The organism is Chryseobacterium sp. MYb264, from assembly GCF_035974275.1.
Lineage (GTDB): Bacteria > Bacteroidota > Bacteroidia > Flavobacteriales > Weeksellaceae > Chryseobacterium.
The window spans coordinates 1354464-1378220 of record NZ_CP142422.1 but is presented as its reverse complement, the minus strand read 5'-3'; the positions used below and the strand labels follow the sequence as shown (position 1 = coordinate 1378220).

Genomic DNA, 23757 nt, shown 5'->3' with positions numbered 1-23757 from the left:
ATGATTCTCAGTCTATTGAAATATTTTTACTTAGTGTAAAAGTAATGATTTGAAACGTAATCATTTGATTTTTAGCACGTAATCAGGATAGGGCAGGATGCGCCAGTTCACGTTTGTGTTTAGATTAGTTAACACTAAATTAATCTTATGAAAAGATCATTACTTATTAAACAAACGCTTACTTCTTTGCTATTTTGTGGAGCAACATTTTCCACTTTGGAGCTTAACGCACAGACCTTAGCCTTTCCGGAAGCTACCGGATTCGGAAGATTTACCACCGGAGCCAGAGGGGCAGCTAATCCTCAGATTTATCTGGTGACGAACTTAAACGACAGTGGACCCGGCTCATTCCGTGATGCGGTGAGCCAGCCCGGCAGATTTGTTATTTTTAAAGTCGGAGGAATTGTTAATTTGCAGTCTATTGTAGCAATCGCTCCCAATACAACCATTGCAGGGCAGACGGCTCCGGGAGAGGGAATTTTATTTTTGGGACCGAGGGTATCCTTTTCGGGTGCCAGTAATACGATTGCCAGATACTTTAGAATCCGCTACGGGGGAACCTCTCAGAATCAGGATGCCTCAGGAATATCGAACGGCGCCAATATTATTCTGGATCATATGACATTCAGCTGGGGAACCGATGAGGTTTTTTCCGTCAATTGGGACAACAGCGGAACCAGTCCGGATAATATCACCATCCAGAATTCGATTATGGGACAGGGATTACATCGCCATAATCATTCCGCAGGAGGATTGATGCAGCCACCGGCAGGAGGGAAAATCAGTCTCATCGGTAATCTGTACATTTGTAATAAAACCCGAAATAATAAGGTAAAGGGAATCAACGAATTCGTCAATAATGTCGTGTACAACTGGGGGAATTACGGAAATACTTACGGTCACACACAATCGGGGGAGGCCTATATTATGGGAGGAGATTCAGCGGGAAGCTCTTTTGTGAATATCATCAATAATTATTTCATTGGAGGTCCTAATACAGGTAATTCGGTAACGACACCGTTTAGTGTGGGAAATGCGAATTTTAACTTATACGGTTCTGGAAATTACTTTGATAATAATAAAAACGGAGTGCTGGACGGAACTTTGGTTCCTCAGGATCTGAATGGATATCCGGTGGGGGATATGGCAGCGATAAAGTCGGTTCCGTATGACTATCCGGTACAAAATCCAATATTGACAGCTCAGGCAGCGTATGATAATATAGTGGCAGGCGTAGGAGCATCATATCCAAGACGTGACCAGGTCGATAATTTAATGATTTCAGATTTACAATCAAAAGGAACGACAGCGACGTATGTGTATGTTCAGAATGATTTGGCTACTCAATTTGGTTTTACCAATGGTGGGGCAGGGCATGTGTATGGTGCTCCGGCTCCTTTGGATACTGATAATGACGGGATGCCAGATGCATGGGAAATTGCCAACGGACTCAATCCCAATGTTTTTGACGCTTTAGCAGTCAGTACAACGCATGCTCCCTATTTAAATATTGAGGTGTATATCAACAGTTTGCCTAATACGGCTGCTCCGGATTTTATTATTCCGCCAACGAATCTGAATTTCACGAATGCGGTAACTTCGGGAAGTCCGGCTTCCAGTTCTTTAACCGTTAATTGGAATGATAACGCAACTAATGAAACTAATTATGTGCTGGAACGTTCGACTAATGGAACTAATTTTTCAGTGATTGCAACACTTCCAGCCAATACGGCAAGTTACAACGAAACGGGATTAACGCCGAATACTCAATATTATTATAGGGTGAAGGCAACGAGCTCCACAGAATCTTCGGTTTATACAGCGAATACATCAATCACTACACCGCCGGTTCCTTCGGCTCCGACTAAAGCAGCAAATCCGACACCTGCCAATAGCAATAATAATGTAGAATTAACTAATGGCAATCTTCTTTTAAAATGGACAGGAAGTTCAAATACAACGAATTATACGGTTTATTTCGGAACCAACCCGCAGAATTTGAATACTATTGCTACAGTTCCATATTCGGTTGCACCTTCGTACCAGCTTTCTAATTTAAGTACAACAACCAATTATTACTGGAGAGTAGATGCTTCTAATAATTTGGGAAGTGTAACAGGTGATGTTTGGAATTTCCGTGCTTTAACACCTGGAATTGTCGGAAACTGGCCGTTCTCGGAAGCTCCATCTTCAGGTGAACAAATCGCGGATGTCACTTCTTATGCCAATAACGGAATATTAAATACGGATTATGATAACGCCAGCGTAAGAGTTCCCGGAAAAGAAAATTATGCTTTAGATTTTGCCACGGCTCCGAATAATTACATCGCGAGTATTCCGCATCAGGATCAGATTCTATTTAATAATAATTCATTTACTGTTTCTTATTGGATGAAAGCTCCGGTAAGCATGATTCCGTCTTCTTCGGCAACGAGTCTTTATGTCTTGTGTAAAGGTTCGTTTACTAAAAATACAGCGACGGGCGCAACCGGAAAACGTTTTAATGTAGAAATAAAAGGTGGTCAACTTCGCTATGCTATTGATGATGACGTGACGAAAAAGGAAATCACCTCACCAATTGCCAACTATTTTACAGGAAACTGGGTGCATGTGGTGATTATGAGAGATATTACCGCACATAAAATGAGAATTTATACCAACGGGGTTTTAAGTGCAGAAGGTGATGAAACGGCAGTAACCGGAATTGGAGAAGCAAGCGATCTTGTTTTGGGGAATATTGGTGAACTTGAATTTTTATCGTCAGCAAATGCTCCGGCTCCTTACAAAGGTGCTTTAGATGAACTTCAAATGTATAATTACGCCTTATCTCCGGCTCAGGTTTACGGTTTGTATAATCAGGCAGTTTTGGGTAATAAAGAATTCAGTATCAGTAAAAATGCAGGTTCAGTATATCCAAATCCGGCGAAAGATCAGATTTTCATCAAGCTTCCGGATTATAAAAAATCAAACTTAACAGCAACATTAATTGATCTGACAGGGAAAATTGTCGTTAAAGAAAAGTTGAATGCTAACGGAAACGGAATTTTTAATTTAAATATTGCCAGCGTAAAAGCATCAGGAAATTATATTTTAAATGTCTCAGGGGAGAATTTGAACAGTAATTTTAAAGTGGTGGTGAAATAAAAATAAACACTTGTTGAGATTGAAAAAAGATCCCTTTCAGTGATGAAAGGGATTTGTTTTTAATTATTTCTGTTGTTTCCATTTTTTAAAGTAAGTAAGCAGAAGACTGGCTCCCATTACTGAAAAGGTGATAAGAACGGCAGCTTCAATGTTTTCAGCTTCTTCAGTAATTTTGCTATTGGTATTCTGCCTTTCGCAGGAGGTAAGAAATACAAGTGGAATCATTAGGTATCCATACATTTTTTTTCGCATAATGTGTTTTTTTTGAAAAAATTATTTCAAAAAATATGCCTAATTTTTGGAATAATCAATTGATTACTAAATATTAAATCCGTGAAATATGAATGTTTAAATATAAATTAAACGAATATTGATTTTTCAATGAAATAAAAAATACCTTCTACATGGTAAACGGTATTTTATGCTGAATTTTGTAATTATTCTTTTTTCTTAAAGTTTTTGTACATCATCACTTCCAAGTAATTAAAAAAATGTAGATCGAGATGTTTATTTTAAAATAAATCTATTTTTCTGAAACTGATTTTAATGTGAATTTTGCTAACTCAATATTACTTATCGTTGAATAAGGTGAGGAGATAATACCACCTAAAATATTTTTAGCTTCTTCTATTTTTCCGCTGTTGCTCAGTATGATGGCTTTATTTATTTCCAAAATTCCTTTGGTATCAGCGTCAGGATTTTTTGAAAGTCCTTGTTCAATAGAATTAAGTTTTTCTGTATTATCATTGAGAAGATTAGCAAGTTCTTTCCACGCAGGAGCAAAATCCGGGACTTTTTCAGTTAAAGTTTTTGCGATTTCAAGTTTTTTATTTGCATCGTCTGTCCATTCAATTTGCATATAAGCCATATACAAACCTTTGGGGAATTTTCCCGATTGTTCTCCTTCCAAAGTATACAAAGCCGTTTTCGCGGTGAAAAATCCTTTTGGTTCAAGTTCGTTAGTTTTTTTATAAAACTTTAAAGCATTCTCAAAATCACCTTTCAACAAATAAGTGTAAGCCAAATCATAAATTGGATAAGCCCAATCTGGCTGAATTTTTATAGCTTGCTCAAGCTTTTTGATTGATAAATAGTACTTTCCAGATTGTCCCAGTTCTCGAGCTTCATTGTGTAGTTTTTTTGCGGTTGCATCTATATTTTGATTTCTCATGATTTCATATTTTACTTTTCCTGTTGTATTTTGTAATTCACTTTTTGAAATGGTATTTCCATATTTGTCTTTGAAAACAATATCATTTTGGAAAGGATTTGTTTTATCTGAGCTTTGTTGACAAGCAAATAAAATTATGATCGTAAATCCTAATATGCACAAAGAGTATTTCATTTGTTTAGTTTTTTTGTTAATGTAAAGAGATTTGCAGACTTTTTAATCAATCATTATCTCAGGATCAAAAACTATTTTTCGATTAATAATTAAAATAGAATTAAAATTTAAGCATTCTCCCAACTCTAAAACACTCAAATTCTCCAACTCTCCAACTCAATTTTTCTCCTCATCCCAATAATAAGAATCCGGATAGATTCTCGCTCCAAAAACTGCCGTTCCCACTCTCACAATTGTAGAACCTTCTTCAATCGCGGTTTCCAGATCTCCACTCATTCCCATCGAAAGCTCGTTCATTTCTACGTTTGGGATATTTTGTAGAATAATTTCCTGTTGAAGATTTTTCAGTAGTTTAAAACATGCTCTTACTTTTTCGGTCTCGGCACTGAATAATCCAATCGTCATTAAACCTTTAATTTTCAATGTGTCTAACTCAGCAACTTTCTTTACCAAATCAATCGTAAAATCAGGATGAATTCCAAATTTACTTTCCTCATTCGAAGTATTCACCTGAATTAAAACATTCATTGTTTTTCCTTCCAATAAAAGTCTTTGATGAAGTTTTTCAGCCAAATCAAATCGATCAATAGACTGAACGCAATTGACATCATATTTTAAAATATCTTTGATTTTATTTGTTTGAAGGTGTCCTATAAAATGATTTTCGTGACGAGTATCTTTTAAATCGGCATATTTTTCCTTTAACTCCTGAACTTTATTTTCGGCAATTAACGTTTGTCCGTTTTCCAAAGCTATTTTAATTCTTTCAGCAGAAATGGTTTTTGTTGCCAGTAATAATTTTACTTCATCAACATTTCGACCTGCTTTTTTGCAAGCATTTTTTATTCTTTGGTTGATGATTTCAAGATTGTGGAGGATGTCATCTTTCATATTTTAATGGAATTCCCTTCCAGTTTTTGAATTAAATTAGATTTTACCAAAGTCAATGCATGATCCTTAGCTTCTGCAAAAGAAATCTCATATTTTTGTTCAATTTTATTTAAATCTTCAGGGAACTTCGACAATAAATTATCATAAAAAGTATCCAGAAATTCCTTCGAAGGCATTTCATAAGTAATCTTCAGCTGAAAACGTCTCAACAAAGCCGTATCAATGATTTCAGGATGATTGGTAGCGCACAATAAAAGTGCATTTTCAGGATAATAATCAATCAACTGGATCAATGTATTGACCAGTCTTCGCATTTCGCCAACGTCTTTGTCATCGCTGCCTCTCGCTTTCCCGATTTGGTCGAGTTCATCAAGGAAAAGCACTGATCTTTCACGAGAAGCTTTATCAAAAATCATTTTGATATTTTGTGAAGTTTCACCAATTCTCGAAGAAACGATATTGCTTAAATTTAAAATAATAATATTTTTACCCAAAGCATTTGCAATCGCCTTTGCAGTCATGGTTTTTCCGCAACCGGAACTTCCTTGCAGAAGCACTTTATTGTTCACGGGAAGACCGAATTCCTGCAGTTCTTTGACGTAAGTATGTTCTTTAATGAGCTGCACAAATTGTTCCTTATTTTTTGTTTCAAGGAAAACATCATTGAGCGTCACTTGTTCTTTATCCTGAATAATAAGGTCGTACAGATTCATTTTTTATATTTTAAATTAAACTTTCATAAGATGTTCCGGACAGTCGATTCGTAGATCTTCGGAATATAAATGTTTTTGTAAAAGCTTACAGAAAGGCTCTTTTCCTTCTTCCGAACGCTCAAAATAAGCACACGTAGAACACATTCTCTGAATGGTAATCACTTTCGCTTTGTTTAAATGTTCGATGACACCAAACAAACTTTGAAGAAGATTTTCTTTACTTTCTTCATCCAGATTTTTAATCGGAGCACCAATTTGTTGCGTAAAATACGACGTTTTATCAGCAATTTCCTTTCCTTTCTGCGTCAGGTGGATAATGTAGCTTCGGGTGTCGTGAGGTTCATATTCTTTGGTAATCAGATTTTTTTGTTCAAGTGATTTTACGGTTTCGCTGATCGTGGCTTTTGTCATATTAAATTCATCTGCCAGATAGCTCACTTTCCTCTTTTCGTCGCTGTGATTCAGAAGAAAAATCAAAACCTGCACCTGAATCGGGCTTAAAGCATGTTCCTTACTTTCCTGCCAAAGCAAAACACGGAAAGCCTGTGAAATTCTCTCTAAAGAAGCCACAATTTTGCTTTCCGCGTTCTGGTTTTGATGCTTTAAGTTAAAATCTGATTCGTTCATCAATTACAATTTTCCATTTCTATAATGGTGTAGCCTTTTTCGCTGATTTCGGCTTCCCATTGCGGCAGAACGGTTTCTACGTGACAGAAACTACATTCTTTCGAACTGAGTTCCTGATTTTCCTGCCCTTTTTCTTTTAAATATTCTTTTCCGTAGCCGTAAATCACGTCTGCTGAGGTAATTTCTTTCGGTGCAATAATGTCGAAATGCATTACTTTCCCGTCTTTTTTAGTTACGTAAGTGTCCCAAACTGCTACTTGCATTTTATTGTAAATTTTTAATTGTTGTTTCAAATAATAATAAAATGCTTCACAAAGGTAGTAGTCCTAACTATGTGAAGCAAATTTTTTTTACGCTTTTACATCCTCCATTGAAGCTCCAAAGTTGATGTGAAGCACATTTCCATTAGGCGTAACCAAAGCCGGAACAGATTTTACACCTGCTTTTTCTGCTTCTTCAATTCTGCTTTTGTCTTCTCCAAAATGTACAACTTCCACATTTTCTGCACCTACCAAATTAATAATGTCGTGTTCTGCACTTACGCAAACCGGACAACCCGCGTGATAAAAAACTGATTTTTTCATTGTTTGAAATCTTAAATGTTAATGATTAATTTTCTTCTGTAAATATAATTAGGATTCCTAACTAAATTTGATTTGAAAATTTATTTAACATAATTTTAACGTTTTGAATTGCTTTAATTTTTGTCTAAGGGGTTGTTAAATAGAATGTTATTGGTTGTTTTGAAAACTTCATCTTCTAATTCAGATAAATCAATAAAAGACTGAACTTGCCAGTTTTGAGTTTTTATTGCCTGTTTGTTTTCTGCAATATCCCATTTCGGATATACTCTGAAGCCTCGTTTTCCTTCTTTCGATTCTATCGTTAAAATGTGATGTTGAATTAAAACTTTCTTGCTGAAAAGGAAAAGACCTTGATTATTTTCGTGTTCGGTGTAAATAATGTAAAAATCGAAATCATCATTATAGTGAAAAGGTTCGGTTTCTTTGGTGTCGGGATTTCTTTTCCATAGCGTTACAAACTGTCCGATTTTCTTATGAGTTACTTTCGCTTTTCTGAATTTTATATTGAATTGATTAAGTTTAAAATTATAACCAAAATATTCATCACATTCCAAGTCTTTAGTGAAATCTGAAATCATTAGGTTTAATTTTTTGAATACTTTATCCTGAATATTCTGAATTTCCTGAATCATAATAACGAAAGTAAGTAAAAATTGCCGTAAACTTACCTTTAAAAACAAAAAAAGCCGAACTTTCGTTCGACCCTATCGGCTATTATAAAAATTAAAATTTGTCTTGTTGGTAAATCTCTTACTTTATGTTTTGGGCTCTTTTACTCCAGTTGAGTAAAAGAGCAACAACCTGTTTTCAGATTGTAAACATAAATGCGAATTAGTAAATTTCTTCTATATGCGACTATTTTTTAATGAGAATCTAATTAGTTTCCTTCTTTTCTGACAGTCATAAAGTAGGAAGTGATAACTACTAAAAATGTGGCAATTCCAATGTACGTAATCATATTGTGATGTGTTTAATTATTTGACTTTTTATTGTCGATTTTATATTTGCAATATTACTATTTTCAAATCATGTGCCAAAGTGAATAATTATGATGTTTATCAGTGAGTTAAGGTGTTGTTTGTGTAGTTTTATGTTAAATTTTGTTTACATTAATTTAATGTATTTTTGAAAAATTATGTGTATTTTTATTGTCTTATCTGCAAATTTTTATTGATCTGTTAAAGTATTTAGATCTTATATTTAAGAGTTGATAATCCAAAAAAGAAAAAATGGTATGCATAATATCATCAGAAATTGCAAAACCAAAACGTCATATTTTAATCCTAAATGAATTTTTTGTTAACAAAATTTATTTTTCAGGATTGTATTTTCTCTTATTTTAATAAAATGTAAAAAAGCCATTCAAATCGTTTGAATGACTTTAGTGTCAGAAATTGCTAAAGAATGTCATCTGTCAGTGACAAAAAGTGTATTCTTATTATTTTCTTGGTTTCCCAAAAGGATTGTAAGAAATTCCGATATTGAAATAAAATGAAGGATCGTATTTCGCTTTAAATATATAATCCTTAAAAGATTCCTGTTTTTCGAAAAGTCTTGCATTAGGCGTCATGCGAAGTCCTGTTTTAAAAGTTCCGATGAAGTTTCCGCCTAAATGGTGCTCATATGTTGCCCCGGAATTAATCTCCAACTGCCTGTATTCATAGGTTTTATCCGACTGATAAATATAAAATGAAGTATTATCCATCTCAGTTCCCAATGAAATTCTGCCGTTCAAAAAAATATCTTTCCGAATCATGACTTTCTTTGGCAATATAATATCTGCAACCCAGCCATTATTGAATTTGTTTTCATAGGTGAATATCGGAAGTGCCGGAACCTGCGCGCTCGGATCTACAATAACCGCAACTCCAAGCGTCATTTTGGTCTTTGCGTTGGCTTTTAGAACAATACTTCCCGTCAACATTCCGCGGAATCTTTCAAAATGTTTATCGCTTCCGTCCACCGAAACATTGGCAGAATAAATGGCAACTTTATTGAATAATTTTGAAAAGTGCGTTACACTAAAAGTTTCAGAATGATAATGGAAATTTTCTTTTGTTCCTCTTTCTTCAGAAAATACCGAAATAGGATTTTCAAGTTCCATTCCTGTAAAACGATATTGTAAAGCTGTGCTAAACATCCATTTTCGATTTTTTATGAAATAAATATTGGCATTGGCTTTTACCTGTTGAAAATTTTTAACTTTATTATCGGGAAGATCAGCATCATGAAGTTGCGAACTGTATTGATAAGGCGTAAGTTGCGTAAATTCTACGTTGAAATCTCTTGTTTGCGGAAATTTATCCGTTACAAATGCCATTACTTTTTGCGGAATACTGTCTTTCTTTTGAGCATGAATTGTATTTTTAAACGGCAAAATAGCCAGCGGTACCAAAGCATTTCTTAGTGTTTTCATATTTATTTAATTACTTTGATCACCGATTGGAAAAAATTGAAAACGAATATTTTATCATAAAAAATATCGACAGCATTTTCATTAATAAATTCAGAATGCTTTGAAGAAAGTGCTTTCGTATCTTCTTCCACAAATACAAACCAAACTTCCTGCAAATGATGTTGCTTTTTAAATGCCTCCGATTCATAAGGATTAAGCGGCGACGAAAATTTTAAATCATAAAACAAAATTCCCTTTCGGATTCCGTTTTCTTCGATAATATTTACCGGATTATTTATATAATCAATCACTTGTAAGCTTTGATTGTAACATTCCACAAAATGATGAAGGTCAATCAGCTGAATAATTTTTTCTTCCTGTTGAGAATCAGATAAATGAAAACATTCTAAAGTAATCTTTTCTGAAAGTTGTTGAAAAGCGCTCAATTCCATAATTGTTAAATTTGAAGCAAAGGAATAGAGAAATGGTTTTGGCTGCCCGCTTTTTATATGAAACGGCAGATATTTTATACAAAACCCAAGCTGCTGAAAATTCGTATAAAAAAATGCGGACTTCGTATAATATTAAGGATGAAAACCGCGTTATAATCTATTTTTGTAAGATCAAAAAAGATAGTTCGGAATATGAAATCTGGCTCCATGGAATTTAAAGAAACAATTGTAATCGATTTTTTAGTGGAAAATCGATTCAGGATCTTACGGCACATTTTGTTTCTGGTTTTCTTCTTCTTGCTGATCTGCAGTTCCCGATTTTGGCGTTGGTACTCGCAGCCTTCGCAATACTATATTCTTTTTTTTGTGTATATTTTACTGATTGGGATGATATACATTAATATATATGTATTGGTGCCTATATTTTTCTTTAAAACCAGATACATTACGTATTTTATTCTGCTTGTCGTGTTAGGAGTTGTCGGGCTTAATGTCATTAGTTTTTTCTTTGAGACTTTTTTTTCGCAATATCGTATCATTAATATTCCCAATGAAAGGGAAAGAGGTGGTTTGTACGAAGGTATTCTCATGTGCATTCCCATTATTTTGACGACAACAACGATAAAGCTGCTTCAAAAATGGATCAAAGATAATCAGCGAATTACAGAATTGAGCAACCTTACTTTGAGAATGGAGTTGAACGAACTTAGGAATCAGATCAATCCGCATTTTCTTTTTAATATGCTGAATAATGTAAAAGCTTTAATTCGCACAAATCCTGAAAAAGCAACAACGGTTATCATGAAATTATCTGAATTTTTAAGATATCAGTTGTATGAAAACGGGGAAGAAAAAACGTTGCTTACGTCTGAAATCGATTTTTTGTCGAATTTTATTAATCTTGAAAAGATCCGAAGGGAAGATTTGTCTGTTGATATTTATGTGAATATTGATAAGCGTACGCTGAACAGTATTTTTATTCCGCCCAATCTTTTTACAACGTTTGTGGAGAATGCTGTAAAACATAGTGTAGATTTTGATGCCGATGAAAATTATATTAAGATTAATTTTAAAATGGAGAATGAAAAGCTATATTTTGAATGTATAAATTCAAAAAATTCTAAATATTTGGTTTCTGATAAAAAATCTAGTGGATTAGGATTGATTAATATCAAAAGAAGACTAGAATTATTATATCAAAATACGTACGAATTGGATATAATTTCCACTGATAAAGAATATTTTGTAACCTTAATGATCCCTGTATGAATTGTATAATTGTTGATGATGAACCTTTGGCAAGAGCCGAAATGCAGTCGTTGATTCATGAAGTTTCATCAATAGAAATTTCAGGAAACTTTTCCAACGTGCCTGCCGCAATGGAATTTTTAAAGATGAATGAGATTGATTTGGTTTTTCTAGACATCGAAATGCCTTTAATTTCAGGACTGGAGTTTGCCGAAAGTTTGCCTAAAAACACATTGGTGATTTTCACCACTGCTTATTCTCAATATGCATTGAAAAGTTATGAATTGGATGCTGTGGATTATTTATTGAAACCAATTGATAAACAAAGACTTGAAAAAGCGATCAATAAAGCAGTTTTATATAAAGAATTACTGAATGAAACCGTAAAAAATACTATAGAATCTAATACAGCTGATTTTTTATTCATAAAAGCAGATAGAAGATATTATAAAATTAATTTTTCGGATATTAAATTTATTGAAGGTTTAAAAGATTATGTGGTCATTCATACTCAAAGTCAGAAATTGATAACTGCCATGAATTTAAAGACGATTCATCAAAGAATTCCAACAAATCTGTTTTTAAGAGTAAGTAAATCGTATGTAGTAAATATGAATTTTATTGATTCTTTTGATAATCATAATATTTATATTGCCGATGCCGAGATTCCTTTAGGAGAAGTTTATAAATCTGAGTTTTTCAAAGCGTATTCCGGTGGTTCTTTGAATTTTGAAAATTAGTTAAATAGCATAAGTTGACTGTTTTGATAAAATCCATTTTCCATTTTCGTAAATAGCTTCAATAAAACCTCCACCTGCTCCGCTTCCATAGTTGATAAAGAATTTTTTATCATCTCTATCTTTTTTAATTTTGCCAATATAATCTGGAAACATACCTAATCTGTAATCGGACTTCAGGTTAAATCTTTCTTTTTCAGGATAAATAAGAACTTTTACAAGAGTAGGATTGATTTTTTGGAAATAGTCACAATCCGAAAAATATCCTGCAAAGGAATAATTGTTTTTGGAAAAATCAAAGTTCTGATAATCATGATCTACAACCTGAGAATACAAATCTGTGAATTTAGATTTTTCTGATTTATATAACGGATTGATATCTATAAAATCAGAAATTCCATCATTATCTGTATCGGCAGAATTTGGATTTAATAAAATTAATTTTTCAAATAAATCGTTGAAACGGTCTTTATCGCTATCTTTTCTTACCAAATCAAGATTGATTTCAAAAACTAATTGATCTTTTACAGCCTCTTTTTTGGGACCAAAAGGATAGCCCCAACTTTCACTTATTCTGATAAAACTTCCGTAAGCTAAAAGTCTATTACCGGATACAAAATTTTCAGGTTGGACATTATTAAAATAAGTGAAATTGCTTAACCCTAAATAATAAGCATTTGGAGTATTATTTTTCACTTCAAGAAACCAATATCCAAATTGATTTTCGCCAATTCCATAAATGTTATTATTTTCTTTCTGAATATTTTTGTAGAAAAACTGTTCTCCAAAGTTTTTTCTGAGATCAGTGAATTTCTTATTATATTTTTCTATTCTTTTTCTCGATTCACTTTCTGATCTAAAAACCCGATCATCTTTGGATTCTTCATCATAAGTTTTCAATTCTTTATTAATGATGAACCTTAAATGAGATGGATTTGCACGTAAGATTTCTTCCTGACTGTCAATTTTGAATTCTTTATATTTATTATTCTTTTCTTTGCCGTCTTCGAAACAATTTTTTTCTATATAGTATTGTTTACAGGAAAATAAAAGAATTAAAAGAAGAGATGAATAAAATATTTTCATAAAATGTTTTTAATATAATTTTTGATCATTCTCACAGAAAAAACTTGTTCGTTTTCCAGAGCCTGTGTCTTTTTTTATGATTTTTGCACCGCATTTCGGACAGTTTTTCTGATGATATACTTGAAAATTCTTTTTCAGAATATTCGCTTTTTTCCATTTTTTGAAATCGAAACTGTAATTTCTGGCTTCAGCGATTAATTCTTCCAATTTTTTTGGAGGTAAATTTTCAATGAGACTTTCAGGATGGACACCAATTCTAAACAATGCTTCATTCTTAATAATATTACCGACTCCCGAAAAAATATCCTGATCCATCAAGGCGTCACAGACCATCATCTTTGGGTGAGATTTTAACTTTTTTTCAGCTTTTGTAGAATTCCATTCATCACTCATGACATCAGCTTCCCAATCAATTTTTGATAAAAATTTAGAATCCACAAGTTTTACATTGCAGGTGTAAAAATACATTCCGCCATCTTTAAAAATCAAACCTAAACGTAAATTGTCTTTCTGATCTTTCTTCTCAAATAAGCTATAAGAACCGAACATCAGAAGATGAATTCGAATATTTATTGTATCAAAAATAAGGTAAGTTTGCTTCCCGAATGTTTTTATTTCCCGTAAAATTTCATCTTTAATTCCAGATTTGTCTTTAATCGAATCTCCCTCAACTTCAATTACTCTTTGACCCACAAATTTTTGCAGATCTTCTTTCATCAGAACAATAGTGGGACCTTCAGGCATAGCTTTCTTTTTTAAGAAAAATTCAAATATTATTCCGTAAAAAATAAATTTGAAGTAATTTTGAAAAATGATGAACGTAAACCAGATTTTCACCAATCAGCGTACAGGAAACAATCCACATACAAAAGCGTCCAGAACGGATTTTCAGAGAGATTTTGACAGAATCATTTTTTCATCGGCTTTTCGCAGACTGCAGAATAAAACGCAGGTTTTTCCACTTCCGGGCAGTGTTTTTGTACACAATCGTTTGACGCATTCGCTTGAGGTTTCGTCTGTTGGAAGAAGTTTGGGAAGTGTGATGGGGGAGTTTATTCATGACGAATATAAAAATGATCTCACGGAAGATGCTAAAAGTTTTTACCTTCATAATTTAGGAAATGTAATTGCGGCGGCTTGTTTGTGCCATGATGTTGGAAATCCGGCTTTTGGACATTCCGGAGAAGATGCGATTGCTAGTTATTTTGAAAGAAATGAATCAGATTTAAAGCCAAAATTCAACGAAAAGGAATGGGCCGATTTGGTGAATTTTGAAGGAAATGCCAATGCAATAAGGGTTTTAGCTCAGCAACAACAAGGGAAAGATGCGGGAGGAATTCAGTTGACATTTTCAACGTTGGCGAGTATTGCAAAATATCCTTGTGAAGCGATTGCGAAAAAGAAAGGAATTATTCATAGAAAAAAGTTCGGTTTTTTTCAAAATGAAAAGGATATTTTCTTAGAAATTGCAAAAGGAACGAATTTAATTTCAGAAAGCGAAGAACCGCATATTTTCAAAAGACATCCGTTCGTTTGGCTGGTAGAAGCGGCCGATGATATTTGTTACAATATTATCGACATGGAAGATGCTCATCGATTGGGAATTGTTTCCACGGCTGACTGTAAAAATTTGTTTTTCGAACTGGTAAAATCTGAAACGGATGATATCAAAAGAGTAAAAGATAAGCTGGATTCCATTGGAAATGAAAACGAACAAATTTCTTATTTAAGAGCGAAAGTAATTAATGCATTAATCAATAAATCACTTGAGCTTTATAGAAATAACTTTACAACAATTCTTGAAGGGAATTTAGATAAAGGACTTTTAGATATTTACAAATCTGAAAACAGCGCTTTACAGGACATAGAATCTTTTTCCATCGAAAAAATTTATAATCATAAAGCAGTTGTGGAAATCGAAAATGCTGGCTACAACGTAATGTATGAGTTGTTAGATCATTTTATTCCATCGATTTTAAAATCTAAAGAAAATAGAAAATCTTACGATACAAAAGCATTAAAATTACTTCCAAAACAATTCGTTTACGACGAAGGAACCGACTACCAAAAGGTTTTGGGCGTGATCGATTTTGTTTCCGGAATGACCGATAATTACGCAACCGACCTTTACCGAAAAATCAAAGGAATTGATATTGGAATGACGGTTTAAGTAGGGAAGATGGAGGCTGGAAGCGGGAAGTTTTTGCGAACGTTATCAACTTCAAGCTTCCATCTTCAAACTTCCATTAAGTCAAGCAAGTAACCCATTTGCTTCCTCGATCAATGATTTCATTAAAATTGATGCTTTTTTATGCTTTAAAATTGGAGCTATCTGTCCACTCCAAAAGAAAACTAAATCATTTTTTTGCTGTTCCAGAGCGGCTTTTCTCAATGCTCCCATGAAGGTTGTCTGTAAAGGAAACGGCAACGTTTTGTCTGTTGCTGTCAATACATTTCTTGTGATTTTTGTGGTAATTCCACGTCCTAATCTTCCGGTGTAAGCTCTGGAAAGTGTCGTAGATTTTGCTGCATCGGAAAACAAAAACTCTTTGTGGATCGGCAAGGCGCCGGATTCTTCGGTTGCTAAGAAAGCAGTTCCGATTTGTACAGCTTCAGCTCCTAATGTGAAAGCTCCGGCAATACCGCGACCGTTGGCAATTCCTCCGGCTGCAATCACAGGGATTCTCACTTTATCTTTAACCAATTGAATCAACGCAAAAGTTCCCGTCGTCGAAAGCTCAGATTTATCCAAAAACGAAGGTCGGTGACCGCCACTTTCAAAACCGGAAGCGACAATAATATCAACGCCCAGATTTTCCAAAGCGATGGCTTCATCCAAAGTCGTCGCATTTCCAAGAACGATAGTTCCCTGTTTGTGAAGATCTTCAATAATATTTGGATCTAAAAGCCCAAACATAAAGCTGAAAACTTTAGGTTTAATATCAAAAACAACCTGCAACTGATTCTGAAATCTCGATTCAAAAGAGGGGGGAGGTTGCGGAACTTCCATATTTAATAAATCAAAATAAGGTTTAAAAGTCTCAACTGCCTTCTCGTATTGCTTTTGCGTGTGTTCTTCGTCAATAATATCGTGGTCATTCACCCAAAGATTGAGGTTGTAAGGTTTGTCAGTTTTTGATTGTATTTGTTGATGAATATCGTAAATTTCCTGTGGCGATAAAGTATAAGCTCCAAATCCACCCAAACCACCGAGATTGCTGACTGTTGTTGTTAATTCAACCGTTGATAAACCTCCGCCAAAAGGACCCTGCATGATGGGATATTCAATTCCTAATAATTCTGTAATTCTGTTTTTATTCCACATGATATAGCTGATTTTAGTAAAACACGAATAAAATTAATCAATTTAAACCGTCCTTTTCCAAATACGATGTTGATTGATGTCATTCATCTATACAATTATTTTTAGTATATTTAAAAAAAAACATATTACTTGTTTGGAAATAAAATTATTACGACACATTAAAAAATTAAAAACTATGACATATCTATTAGTTCCCGTTATATTTTTCGGGCTTATTATTCTATTTGCTTCCTTTTTTGTGGTGAAGCAGGAAACGGCGGCAATCGTTGAACGTTTCGGTAAATTTACTTCAGTAAAGCATTCGGGATTACATCTTAAGCTACCCATCATAGATCAAATCGCTAAAAGATTGAATCTGAGAATTCAACAATTAGATGTAATTATTGATACTAAAACGTTAGATAATGTTTTCATCAGAATGAAGGTTTCTGTTCAGTATCAGGTAATTAGAAATCAGGTTGCTGATGCTTATTATCGACTGGAAAATCCTGAAAATCAGATTACTTCTTTTGTTTTTGATGTGGTAAGAGCAGAAGTTCCGAAATTGAAGCTTGATGATGTTTTTGTGAGAAAGGATGATGTAGCGATTGCTGTAAAAAGTGAATTACAGGAAGCAATGAACAGCTACGGTTATGATATTATTAAAGCGTTGGTAACAGATATTGATCCGGACGAACAGGTGAAACACGCCATGAACAGGATCAACGCTGCAGAAAGAGAAAAAACGGCTGCAGAATATGAATCTGAAGCTCAGAGAATAAGAATTGTTGCAGTAGCAAAAGCTGAGGCAGAATCTAAAAAGCTACAAGGGCAGGGGATTGCAGACCAAAGAAGAGAAATTGCGAAAGGTCTTGAAGAATCGGTAAGAATGCTGAATAATGTAGATATCAATTCTCATGAAGCTTCTGCATTGATCGTGGTTACACAACATTACGATACCTTGCATTCTGTAGGGGCAAGCAACAGAAGTAATTTGGTTTTATTACCTAATTCGCCAACAGCAGCCAGCGGAATGCTGAATGATCTGGTTGTGGCAATGACCACGGCAAACACTGTAGGAGAAGCGAACAAGGGAAGTTATCCTAAACCTCCGAAAGATCATGAACATAACGGGTAATTCGATGGTATGAATTTGATCGTGCTTTGTCATGTTAAAAGGTAAAAGGTAAAAGGTAAAAGGAGCCAAGTGGATGAAATTAATGTTTTTAACACGTGATTATTTTTATCAAAATTGCCTGTAAGAGCCCCAACGGGGCGATTTATATCAGGATCGGATGTTAATCCGATTAACATTTAATAGCAAAAACGAATGCAGCACTATAAAAATAGCGAACCCCCCGAAATCTCGAGGGGTTCGCTATTGAATGTTTATGATTTAACTTTTTTCTTAGAAACGGTTTTTACGAAAGTGTATTCTTCTTTAGCACCTTCTAACTGCTCTTTCGGTTTGTCAGCTCTCACCTGAATTACGTACTCATACCCGGGTGTATAGTTGAAACCTTTGATGGGCTGGGAAAGATTATCCCATTCTTTCTGAGATTTTGACGTCTTCAGTTCATAACAGTCGCCTCGTTGGTTGATGCTCATACATGGGCTTTTCTTTGGCCCAATGATGAACGTTTTCAAATTCGCTTTTGCTTTTGGTGCTTTCGTTTTTTTCTGAGCTGATACAGCTAATGATGAAAGGGCAAGAAACCCGGTCAAAATTAAAGTTTTACTTTTCATCTGTGTAATAATTTAATTGTTACTGATTATTTTTTTGTTTTAGAAATCTGTTTTACTAAAGTATATTTTATTGATGAACCATCTGCAGGAGGATTCTTAATTTTTTCTGTTTTTACTTTTAAAACATATTCATATCCAGGTTCATAGGTGAAGCCGTCAATATTGGTGTAAAAGTTGGTCCAGTCACCACCTGGTGTTTCCTTTACCTGAAGACATTTCATGGGAACCACTCCTGTACAGTCGGCAGTTTGAGGGCCTACAATAAAAGTCTTTTCATTTCCGTTTGAAGATACAGCATCCGAAGTGGCTGTACATTGAGCAAGTGAAAAAAATGCTACTACAGGAATACATCCTGTTAAAATTGTTTTTAAAATTCTCATGCATTATGATTTAATCCATAGCTGTCAATTATTGTGCCGAAGTCTATGTGAGCATTTGTCACGCTTTTATACTTGCTTTTTATTTTTTAATTAATTAATTTGGATGCCCTAAATTTTTTAACCAAAACCAATTAAAATAGTAAAATATAAATATGGATAATCAAATTCAAGTTGAAAACTACAAAATTCAAAAACCGGAAGAATGGGCAGGGTTTATTGAAGATCAGGAACTTATCGATCGTATTAAAGAGTCTGAATTTGCTAAAAAACAGATTGATGAGGGAAGGGATTACTGTTACTTTTTAGATAAAAAATATTATACCTGCAATACCGAGAACAGCGAGTATGTTTGTATGGCCTACACGCTGAATGAGCCGGCCAACCTTGAAAGAGCTTCGGTGTCAGAGGTTGTGGTGGAAGAAAATGAAATATATATCATCCATCGCATCAGTGTTTTGAGAGACGGAGTTCTTATCGATAAAATTCCGGACACCAGTATTAAAGTCTTTGATAGCGAAAACCAAAGTGCCGGCGGAGTGTTGAGTAGCAATAAAAAAATTAATATCACGATAAAGGATCTTAGATTATATGATGTTTTGATCTTAGAAGATTCTCGCGTTAAAGCTTTTTCAGAAAGAGATTTCCTCAGAAAAGAATTTTCAAAGCATGTATGGGTAAGTCCTGATAATTATTGGGCTTATGGGAATTTTAAGTTTACTTTTATTAATGATAGAGACAGAGTTATTGCCTACAAAAAGACCTTTTTCAGAGATGAACAGGGGAATGTTTTGAAGCCAGAAGTTCGTTACCTTAAAAAAGGAGAGCGCTTTGTGATTGATGAGAATAACTATATAAATCCGGTTGACGCCAACCGTGAAATTTTTCCTTTTATCGATTTTGCAACAGACAGCAACTGGAAAGATCTTTCCAATTATATTGCGCCGCTCTATGAAGAGATTTTCAATAAGGCTTCTTTAAAAGATTATGCTCCGAATCTGGTCGAAAAACTGGACGCTATCACGGATGCAGACGAAAAGCTTCAGTTCGCCATTGAATATGTGCAGAATAATATTTATTATATTTTCAATGCTAATGAAATGAACGGTCACAAGCCACAGGAGCCATCTGTAACGTATGAAACCAAGCAGGGAGACTGTAAGGCAAAATCTGTGTTGCTGAAATCTGTTCTTGATTATATCGGCGTTGATTCGTCAATCGTTTTGGTTAATTTCCATACCGATTTTTATATTAAATATTATCTGCCGTCTTTGCTTACTTTCAATCATGTGATCGTGAAAATCAATCATAAAGGAGAAGATCATTTTGTGGATGCAACATTGCGTGATGAGTTTGGCTTTCTTGAAAATCGTGGGTTTACCTATTTCATGCATTACCTGGAGATCAAGCCCGATCAGGAGCTGAATGTAAGAAAAGCCTATCAGTATCCTTATTACTGTGTGGATGAAAAAGTGGAATTCACTGCAAAACAATCGACAGGAGATCTTAAGCTTACAACCGTTTACCGAGGAAATCGCGCTAACGCAATGAGGAGATATTTTAAAAATACCAATAAAAGAGAAATCCTGGACAGCTGGAATAATTTTCTGTTTTACAGTTTAAATTATTCTAATGACCGAAGCGGTACAGATGTCAGGAATGTTTTCAAAGATGCCGTAATAGATGTCGTTAGTGATGATAAAAAACTGAATGAGTTTAAAATTCAGTATCAATCAACCATCGATAATCCTTATTTTACAGACCCCCAGCAGAACCGATTTTTAATGTATTTTGACAGAAATGTGGTGAAGGCGGGCGCAAGGGATTTTATGCATAAAGACTTACCTTTCTGGCATAATTACGACAGTGAGAAATATGAGATTTCTCTTCATACCGATCAAAAAATTGATGCCGGCGAAAAATATACAATTCAGGAAAGCTCGATCTCCAATGCTTATTTTGATTATCAAAGCCGAAAAAAGATCAATAAAAACGGAGGAACGGTGTATATTGAATACAATCCTCTGGTGAATATTGAAATTCCTCAGGAGCAGTTTGAAGATTTCAGAACGGCTCACCATACAGTCGCAGACAGTAATTTCGGAATCGGAGTTGATATCATTGAACCCGGATTGATGAATATGCTGAAGTTTGGCTTTAAAAAGAAGTTTAAGTAGTTGGTTTGAAAGCTCGAAGAATGAAGTTGATGTTTAGAATATTGTATGGTTTAGCAGATTCTTAATTTCAACGCAACGTTTTATCTTAAATAACTGAGTATTTTGGGGGAGTAAAGAAGAATCAGCAAGTTGATTTGAAGAAGCGCTTCATGAGCGACTTTATCGCTTCACTTTACTCCCTTAAATAATACTGTTTTTTTGAATTTGCCTTAAAACCCCCAAAGGAATTAAATGCAAGTAGTGTCGGGTGAAATCCGATGAATACGTATTCAATGATGTTATAGCCCTGAAGGAGTTACATAATTTAAAGGAAATTTCAAAGATTAAATGATATAAAATATTCAATAAATATAATCTTTGCATTAACCTTGAAGATACAAGAGTTTTTTGTCAAAAAAACAGAGTCATTAAGGGAACTATTCAGATTTTTTCTCCACCGGCATTCCCGTAAATTTTTGCTTTCCGATCAATAGTTCAAAAAACAGTCGGAAATCGGAAATTAATGACCATAGCGGATATTTGAAAGTGGCAGGTTTATTCTTTTCAATTACGGCATGACTGAACCAGGCAAACCCGTACCCGAAAATAGGAATATACCACAGGAACCGTTCTTTTCCTGAGCTTATTACGTATCCGATCACGAAAAATACGAGCAGGGTTCCCAGAAAATGAAAGATACGCGTTCCGGTTTTGCTATGCTCGGTAAGATAGAATTGATAAAATTCTTTGAAGGTTTTTATTCTTTCAGGCATGGCGTTTTTCAGTTTAAAGTTCCTGAAAGCTAAAGCAATAAGTTCGCCAAAATAAAAACAAAAATCGCGAAAAAACAGATTCGCAAATACGTGATGATTTGCTGCTGTCTTTTCGCGATTTCGCTTATTTTTGATAAAGACTTTACGCCTTATTCAGCTTACTGTTTTTATAACCGTAGAAAAAGTAAATGACCAATCCAATGGCGAACCAAAGTCCGAACCAGAACCAGTTTTCATGGCTCATTCCCGTTAAAAGATATAAACATGAGCTTAATCCAATCAATGGAATTAAAGATAGATTTTTAATGAAAGTCCAGAGGCAAAGAGCTAAATTAATTAAGATAAAAAAGAAAATAGAAGCTCTGAACTCACCCTCTTTCGGGTCTTTCCAGTCCATGAGATTATGGAAAAACTCAGGTTGCCAATAGTAAAAAGCAATTAATCCACCGATGAAAATGATGGGGAAAATAATTTTTCCGTTGACATATGGAAGGTGGAATCTTCCTTTGATTTTTTCCTTCGGCGGAAGCATTAAAACTCCTGCACAAACCAGTACAAAAGCAAAAATGGTTCCTATACTGGTAAAATCAAGGATAAAGGTTTTATCTGTAAATAAGATAGGAATTCCCACAACGATACCTGTCACAATTGTAGCGAAAGCAGGTGTTTTATATTTTGGATGAACAGACTGAAATCGCTGAGGCATCAGTCCGTCACGGCTCATCGCATACCAGATTCTTGGCTGTCCCATCTGGAAAACCAATAATACGGTGGTGATGGCAACAATGGCTATAAATGATACGGTAAGTTCCATCCAGGCAACATTAGCATTGCCTTTTTCAAAGATGAAAGAAAGCGGATCACCCACGCCATCGAATTTTCTGTAATCTACCATTCCGGTTAATACCAATGTTAGAGCGATATAGATAAACGTACACAGCACCAGAGAAATAATCATTCCTTTTGGTAAAGTCTTCTGAGGATCTTTTGTTTCTTCAGAAAGCACGCTTAGCGCGTCAAAACCGATGTAGGCGAAGAAAACCCCCGAAACAGCACTCATTACGCCTACAAAACCATTAGGCATAAATGAAGGCGTGCCGGTTTCCAGACTGACAGGTGTCCAGTTTTCGGTATTGATGTATGAAAATCCCACTAAGACGACTAAGATAATAACAGCCAATTTTAAGATGACCAAAGAGTTGTTGAAATTTTTGCTTTCCTTTACGCCAATGTAACACAGCCAGGTTATTAATCCGTTGATCACCAGTGCCGGAAGGTCAAAAATAATTCTCAGGTTACCGATAATGGGTGCTGATTTCCATGCGTTAAGCAATTCTTTGTTTTCGGAACCGTTCATGATGGCTTTTTTGGCCTCGGTATAACTGCAGGTTAAATAATCCGGGATATGCATACCCAAACGATGCAGGAAGCTTGTAAAATAATCCGACCATGAAAAGGCCACATAAATATTACCAAAAGAGTATTCCATGATGAGTGCCCAACCGATGATCCAGGCAATTAGTTCACCGAAACTGGCGTAAGCGTAGGTATAAGCAGATCCTGCCGTGGGAATTCTACTCGCGAATTCCGCATAGCAAAGTGCTGTAAAACCGCAAGCGAAGCCACAGATCAAATATAGCAGAATTACACCGGGCCCTCCTCTGAAAACGGCTTCTCCCAAACTACTAAAACTGCCGGCACCAATAATGGCCGCAATACCAAAAAATACGATGTCCCAAACACCCAAAACCCTTAGCAGATTGGTAGATGTATCTGTTTCTGAATAGATTTTTCTTCTAAAAAGTTGACTCATTCAATTCTATATTTGTTTTTTGCAAAAAACAAAAGTAATTATTTCTAAGAAATAATTTAGATTTTCTTTACCATCAGCTTATCAAAACATTAAATTATACCTAATTGATGATTTTGGTTTTTAAGGTTTTATGAAATTATTTTCTCATAATCTTCTTATCATCTTTTTTAATTTTTATTAAAATATCCATTTCACTTTATAACTTTTTTATTTTTTTAGTTTCTGTTGATGGTTCCCATTTTGATCTGCCGTCCTCGGATGTGATTCGAAAAGTTAACAAATCTTAAAAAATAATGTACTTATCAACAATGTGTTAAAACGCTTGTATATGCAATATCTTTTCAATATTTTCGTTTTTAAATTGTG

At 34.6% G+C, this 23757-nt stretch carries 23 protein-coding genes; 6 read left to right on the top strand and 17 right to left on the bottom strand.

Features of this window, described 5'->3' with window-relative positions:
- Positions 1–147 precede the first annotated feature (147 nt).
- Positions 148–3144, top strand: coding sequence for a LamG-like jellyroll fold domain-containing protein (locus VUJ46_RS05815; protein ID WP_326984060.1), 2997 nt, complete (start codon positions 148–150; stop codon positions 3142–3144).
- A gap of 63 nt (positions 3145–3207) precedes the next feature.
- Here VUJ46_RS05815 and VUJ46_RS05810 read toward each other — a convergent pair whose 3' ends face one another.
- The 10 genes from VUJ46_RS05810 to VUJ46_RS05765 all read right to left on the bottom strand — a co-directional run bounded on the left by VUJ46_RS05810 (position 3208) and on the right by VUJ46_RS05765 (position 10151).
- On the bottom strand, positions 3208–3369 hold the full coding sequence (locus VUJ46_RS05810) for a hypothetical protein (protein WP_326984059.1): 162 nt from the start codon (positions 3367–3369) through the stop codon (positions 3208–3210).
- Positions 3370–3667: 298 nt separating this feature from the next.
- Complete coding sequence (locus tag VUJ46_RS05805; protein ID WP_326984058.1) at positions 3668–4489, bottom strand: tetratricopeptide repeat protein; 822 nt, start codon at positions 4487–4489, stop codon at positions 3668–3670.
- A gap of 156 nt (positions 4490–4645) precedes the next feature.
- The gene (locus tag VUJ46_RS05800) at positions 4646–5380 is read right to left on the bottom strand and encodes a YggS family pyridoxal phosphate-dependent enzyme (RefSeq protein ID WP_326984057.1); all 735 of its coding nucleotides are present in this window, start codon (positions 5378–5380) and stop codon (positions 4646–4648) included.
- Positions 5377–6093, bottom strand: a complete 717-nt coding sequence (locus tag VUJ46_RS05795) for an AAA family ATPase (protein ID WP_326984056.1) — start codon at positions 6091–6093, stop codon at positions 5377–5379. The genes VUJ46_RS05800 and VUJ46_RS05795 overlap by 4 nt, the downstream gene beginning before the upstream one ends.
- A 15-nt stretch (positions 6094–6108) precedes the next feature.
- The gene (locus tag VUJ46_RS05790; protein ID WP_326984055.1) at positions 6109–6720 is read right to left on the bottom strand and encodes a MarR family winged helix-turn-helix transcriptional regulator; all 612 of its coding nucleotides are present in this window, start codon (positions 6718–6720) and stop codon (positions 6109–6111) included.
- Positions 6720–6983 (bottom strand): DUF2024 family protein, encoded by a 264-nt coding sequence (locus VUJ46_RS05785; RefSeq protein ID WP_326984054.1) that lies wholly within the window; start codon positions 6981–6983, stop codon positions 6720–6722. Before VUJ46_RS05785 ends, VUJ46_RS05790 begins: the two co-directional genes overlap by 1 nt.
- Positions 6984–7070: 87 nt before the next feature.
- The gene (locus VUJ46_RS05780; RefSeq protein ID WP_326984053.1) at positions 7071–7304 is read right to left on the bottom strand and encodes a thioredoxin family protein; all 234 of its coding nucleotides are present in this window, start codon (positions 7302–7304) and stop codon (positions 7071–7073) included.
- Between the two features lie 113 nt (positions 7305–7417).
- Entirely contained in the window at positions 7418–7936 is a 519-nt protein-coding gene (locus VUJ46_RS05775; protein WP_326984052.1) for a MepB family protein, read from the bottom strand.
- 806 nt (positions 7937–8742) lie between these two features.
- A complete protein-coding gene (locus tag VUJ46_RS05770) occupies positions 8743–9720 on the bottom strand; it encodes a DUF6268 family outer membrane beta-barrel protein (RefSeq protein WP_326984051.1) in 978 nt (325 codons plus the stop codon).
- Positions 9721–9722: 2 nt separating this feature from the next.
- Positions 9723–10151, bottom strand: a complete 429-nt coding sequence (locus VUJ46_RS05765) for a hypothetical protein (RefSeq protein WP_326984050.1) — start codon at positions 10149–10151, stop codon at positions 9723–9725.
- Between the two features lie 468 nt (positions 10152–10619).
- Here VUJ46_RS05765 and VUJ46_RS05760 point away from each other — a divergent pair, with 468 nt between their 5' ends.
- Together VUJ46_RS05760 and VUJ46_RS05755 are read left to right on the top strand one after the other, a co-directional pair.
- Positions 10620–11420, top strand: coding sequence for a sensor histidine kinase (locus tag VUJ46_RS05760; RefSeq protein ID WP_326984049.1), 801 nt, complete (start codon positions 10620–10622; stop codon positions 11418–11420).
- Entirely contained in the window at positions 11417–12139 is a 723-nt protein-coding gene (locus VUJ46_RS05755; RefSeq protein WP_326984048.1) for a LytR/AlgR family response regulator transcription factor, read from the top strand. Before VUJ46_RS05760 ends, VUJ46_RS05755 begins: the two co-directional genes overlap by 4 nt.
- Here the strand turns inward: VUJ46_RS05755 and VUJ46_RS05750 are convergent, their stop codons facing one another.
- Together VUJ46_RS05750 and VUJ46_RS05745 are read right to left on the bottom strand one after the other, a co-directional pair.
- Positions 12140–13222, bottom strand: coding sequence for a hypothetical protein (locus tag VUJ46_RS05750; RefSeq protein WP_326984047.1), 1083 nt, complete (start codon positions 13220–13222; stop codon positions 12140–12142). It lies immediately after the preceding gene.
- A 9-nt stretch (positions 13223–13231) separates the two neighbouring features.
- A complete protein-coding gene (locus VUJ46_RS05745) occupies positions 13232–13966 on the bottom strand; it encodes a DNA-formamidopyrimidine glycosylase family protein (protein ID WP_326984046.1) in 735 nt (244 codons plus the stop codon).
- A 70-nt stretch (positions 13967–14036) separates the two neighbouring features.
- Here VUJ46_RS05745 and VUJ46_RS05740 point away from each other — a divergent pair, with 70 nt between their 5' ends.
- Positions 14037–15392 (top strand): deoxyguanosinetriphosphate triphosphohydrolase, encoded by a 1356-nt coding sequence (locus VUJ46_RS05740; RefSeq protein ID WP_326985075.1) that lies wholly within the window; start codon positions 14037–14039, stop codon positions 15390–15392.
- Between the two features lie 81 nt (positions 15393–15473).
- Here VUJ46_RS05740 and VUJ46_RS05735 read toward each other — a convergent pair whose 3' ends face one another.
- Positions 15474–16547 carry an NAD(P)H-dependent flavin oxidoreductase gene (locus VUJ46_RS05735; protein ID WP_326984045.1) on the bottom strand — a complete coding sequence of 358 codons (1074 nt, stop codon included), beginning with the start codon at positions 16545–16547 and terminating at the stop codon, positions 15474–15476.
- Positions 16548–16722: 175 nt separating this feature from the next.
- On the opposite strand from VUJ46_RS05735, the gene VUJ46_RS05730 reads away from it, so the two are divergent.
- A complete protein-coding gene (locus VUJ46_RS05730; RefSeq protein ID WP_326984044.1) occupies positions 16723–17664 on the top strand; it encodes an SPFH domain-containing protein in 942 nt (313 codons plus the stop codon).
- Between the two features lie 251 nt (positions 17665–17915).
- Here the strand turns inward: VUJ46_RS05730 and VUJ46_RS05725 are convergent, their stop codons facing one another.
- Positions 17916–18272, bottom strand: coding sequence for a DUF4377 domain-containing protein (locus VUJ46_RS05725; protein WP_326984043.1), 357 nt, complete (start codon positions 18270–18272; stop codon positions 17916–17918).
- A 26-nt stretch (positions 18273–18298) separates the two neighbouring features.
- Complete coding sequence (locus tag VUJ46_RS05720; protein WP_326984042.1) at positions 18299–18652, bottom strand: DUF4377 domain-containing protein; 354 nt, start codon at positions 18650–18652, stop codon at positions 18299–18301.
- 152 nt (positions 18653–18804) lie between these two features.
- Between VUJ46_RS05720 and VUJ46_RS05715 the strand changes: the two genes are divergently transcribed.
- Complete coding sequence (locus VUJ46_RS05715) at positions 18805–20826, top strand: DUF3857 domain-containing protein (RefSeq protein WP_326984041.1); 2022 nt, start codon at positions 18805–18807, stop codon at positions 20824–20826.
- A 416-nt stretch (positions 20827–21242) separates the two neighbouring features.
- Here the strand turns inward: VUJ46_RS05715 and VUJ46_RS05710 are convergent, their stop codons facing one another.
- Positions 21243–21578 (bottom strand): DUF962 domain-containing protein, encoded by a 336-nt coding sequence (locus VUJ46_RS05710; RefSeq protein ID WP_326984040.1) that lies wholly within the window; start codon positions 21576–21578, stop codon positions 21243–21245.
- A gap of 142 nt (positions 21579–21720) precedes the next feature.
- Positions 21721–23391: an APC family permease gene (locus tag VUJ46_RS05705; protein WP_326984039.1), complete on the bottom strand. Its 1671-nt coding sequence runs from the start codon at positions 23389–23391 to the stop codon at positions 21721–21723.
- Positions 23392–23757: the final 366 nt, after the last annotated feature.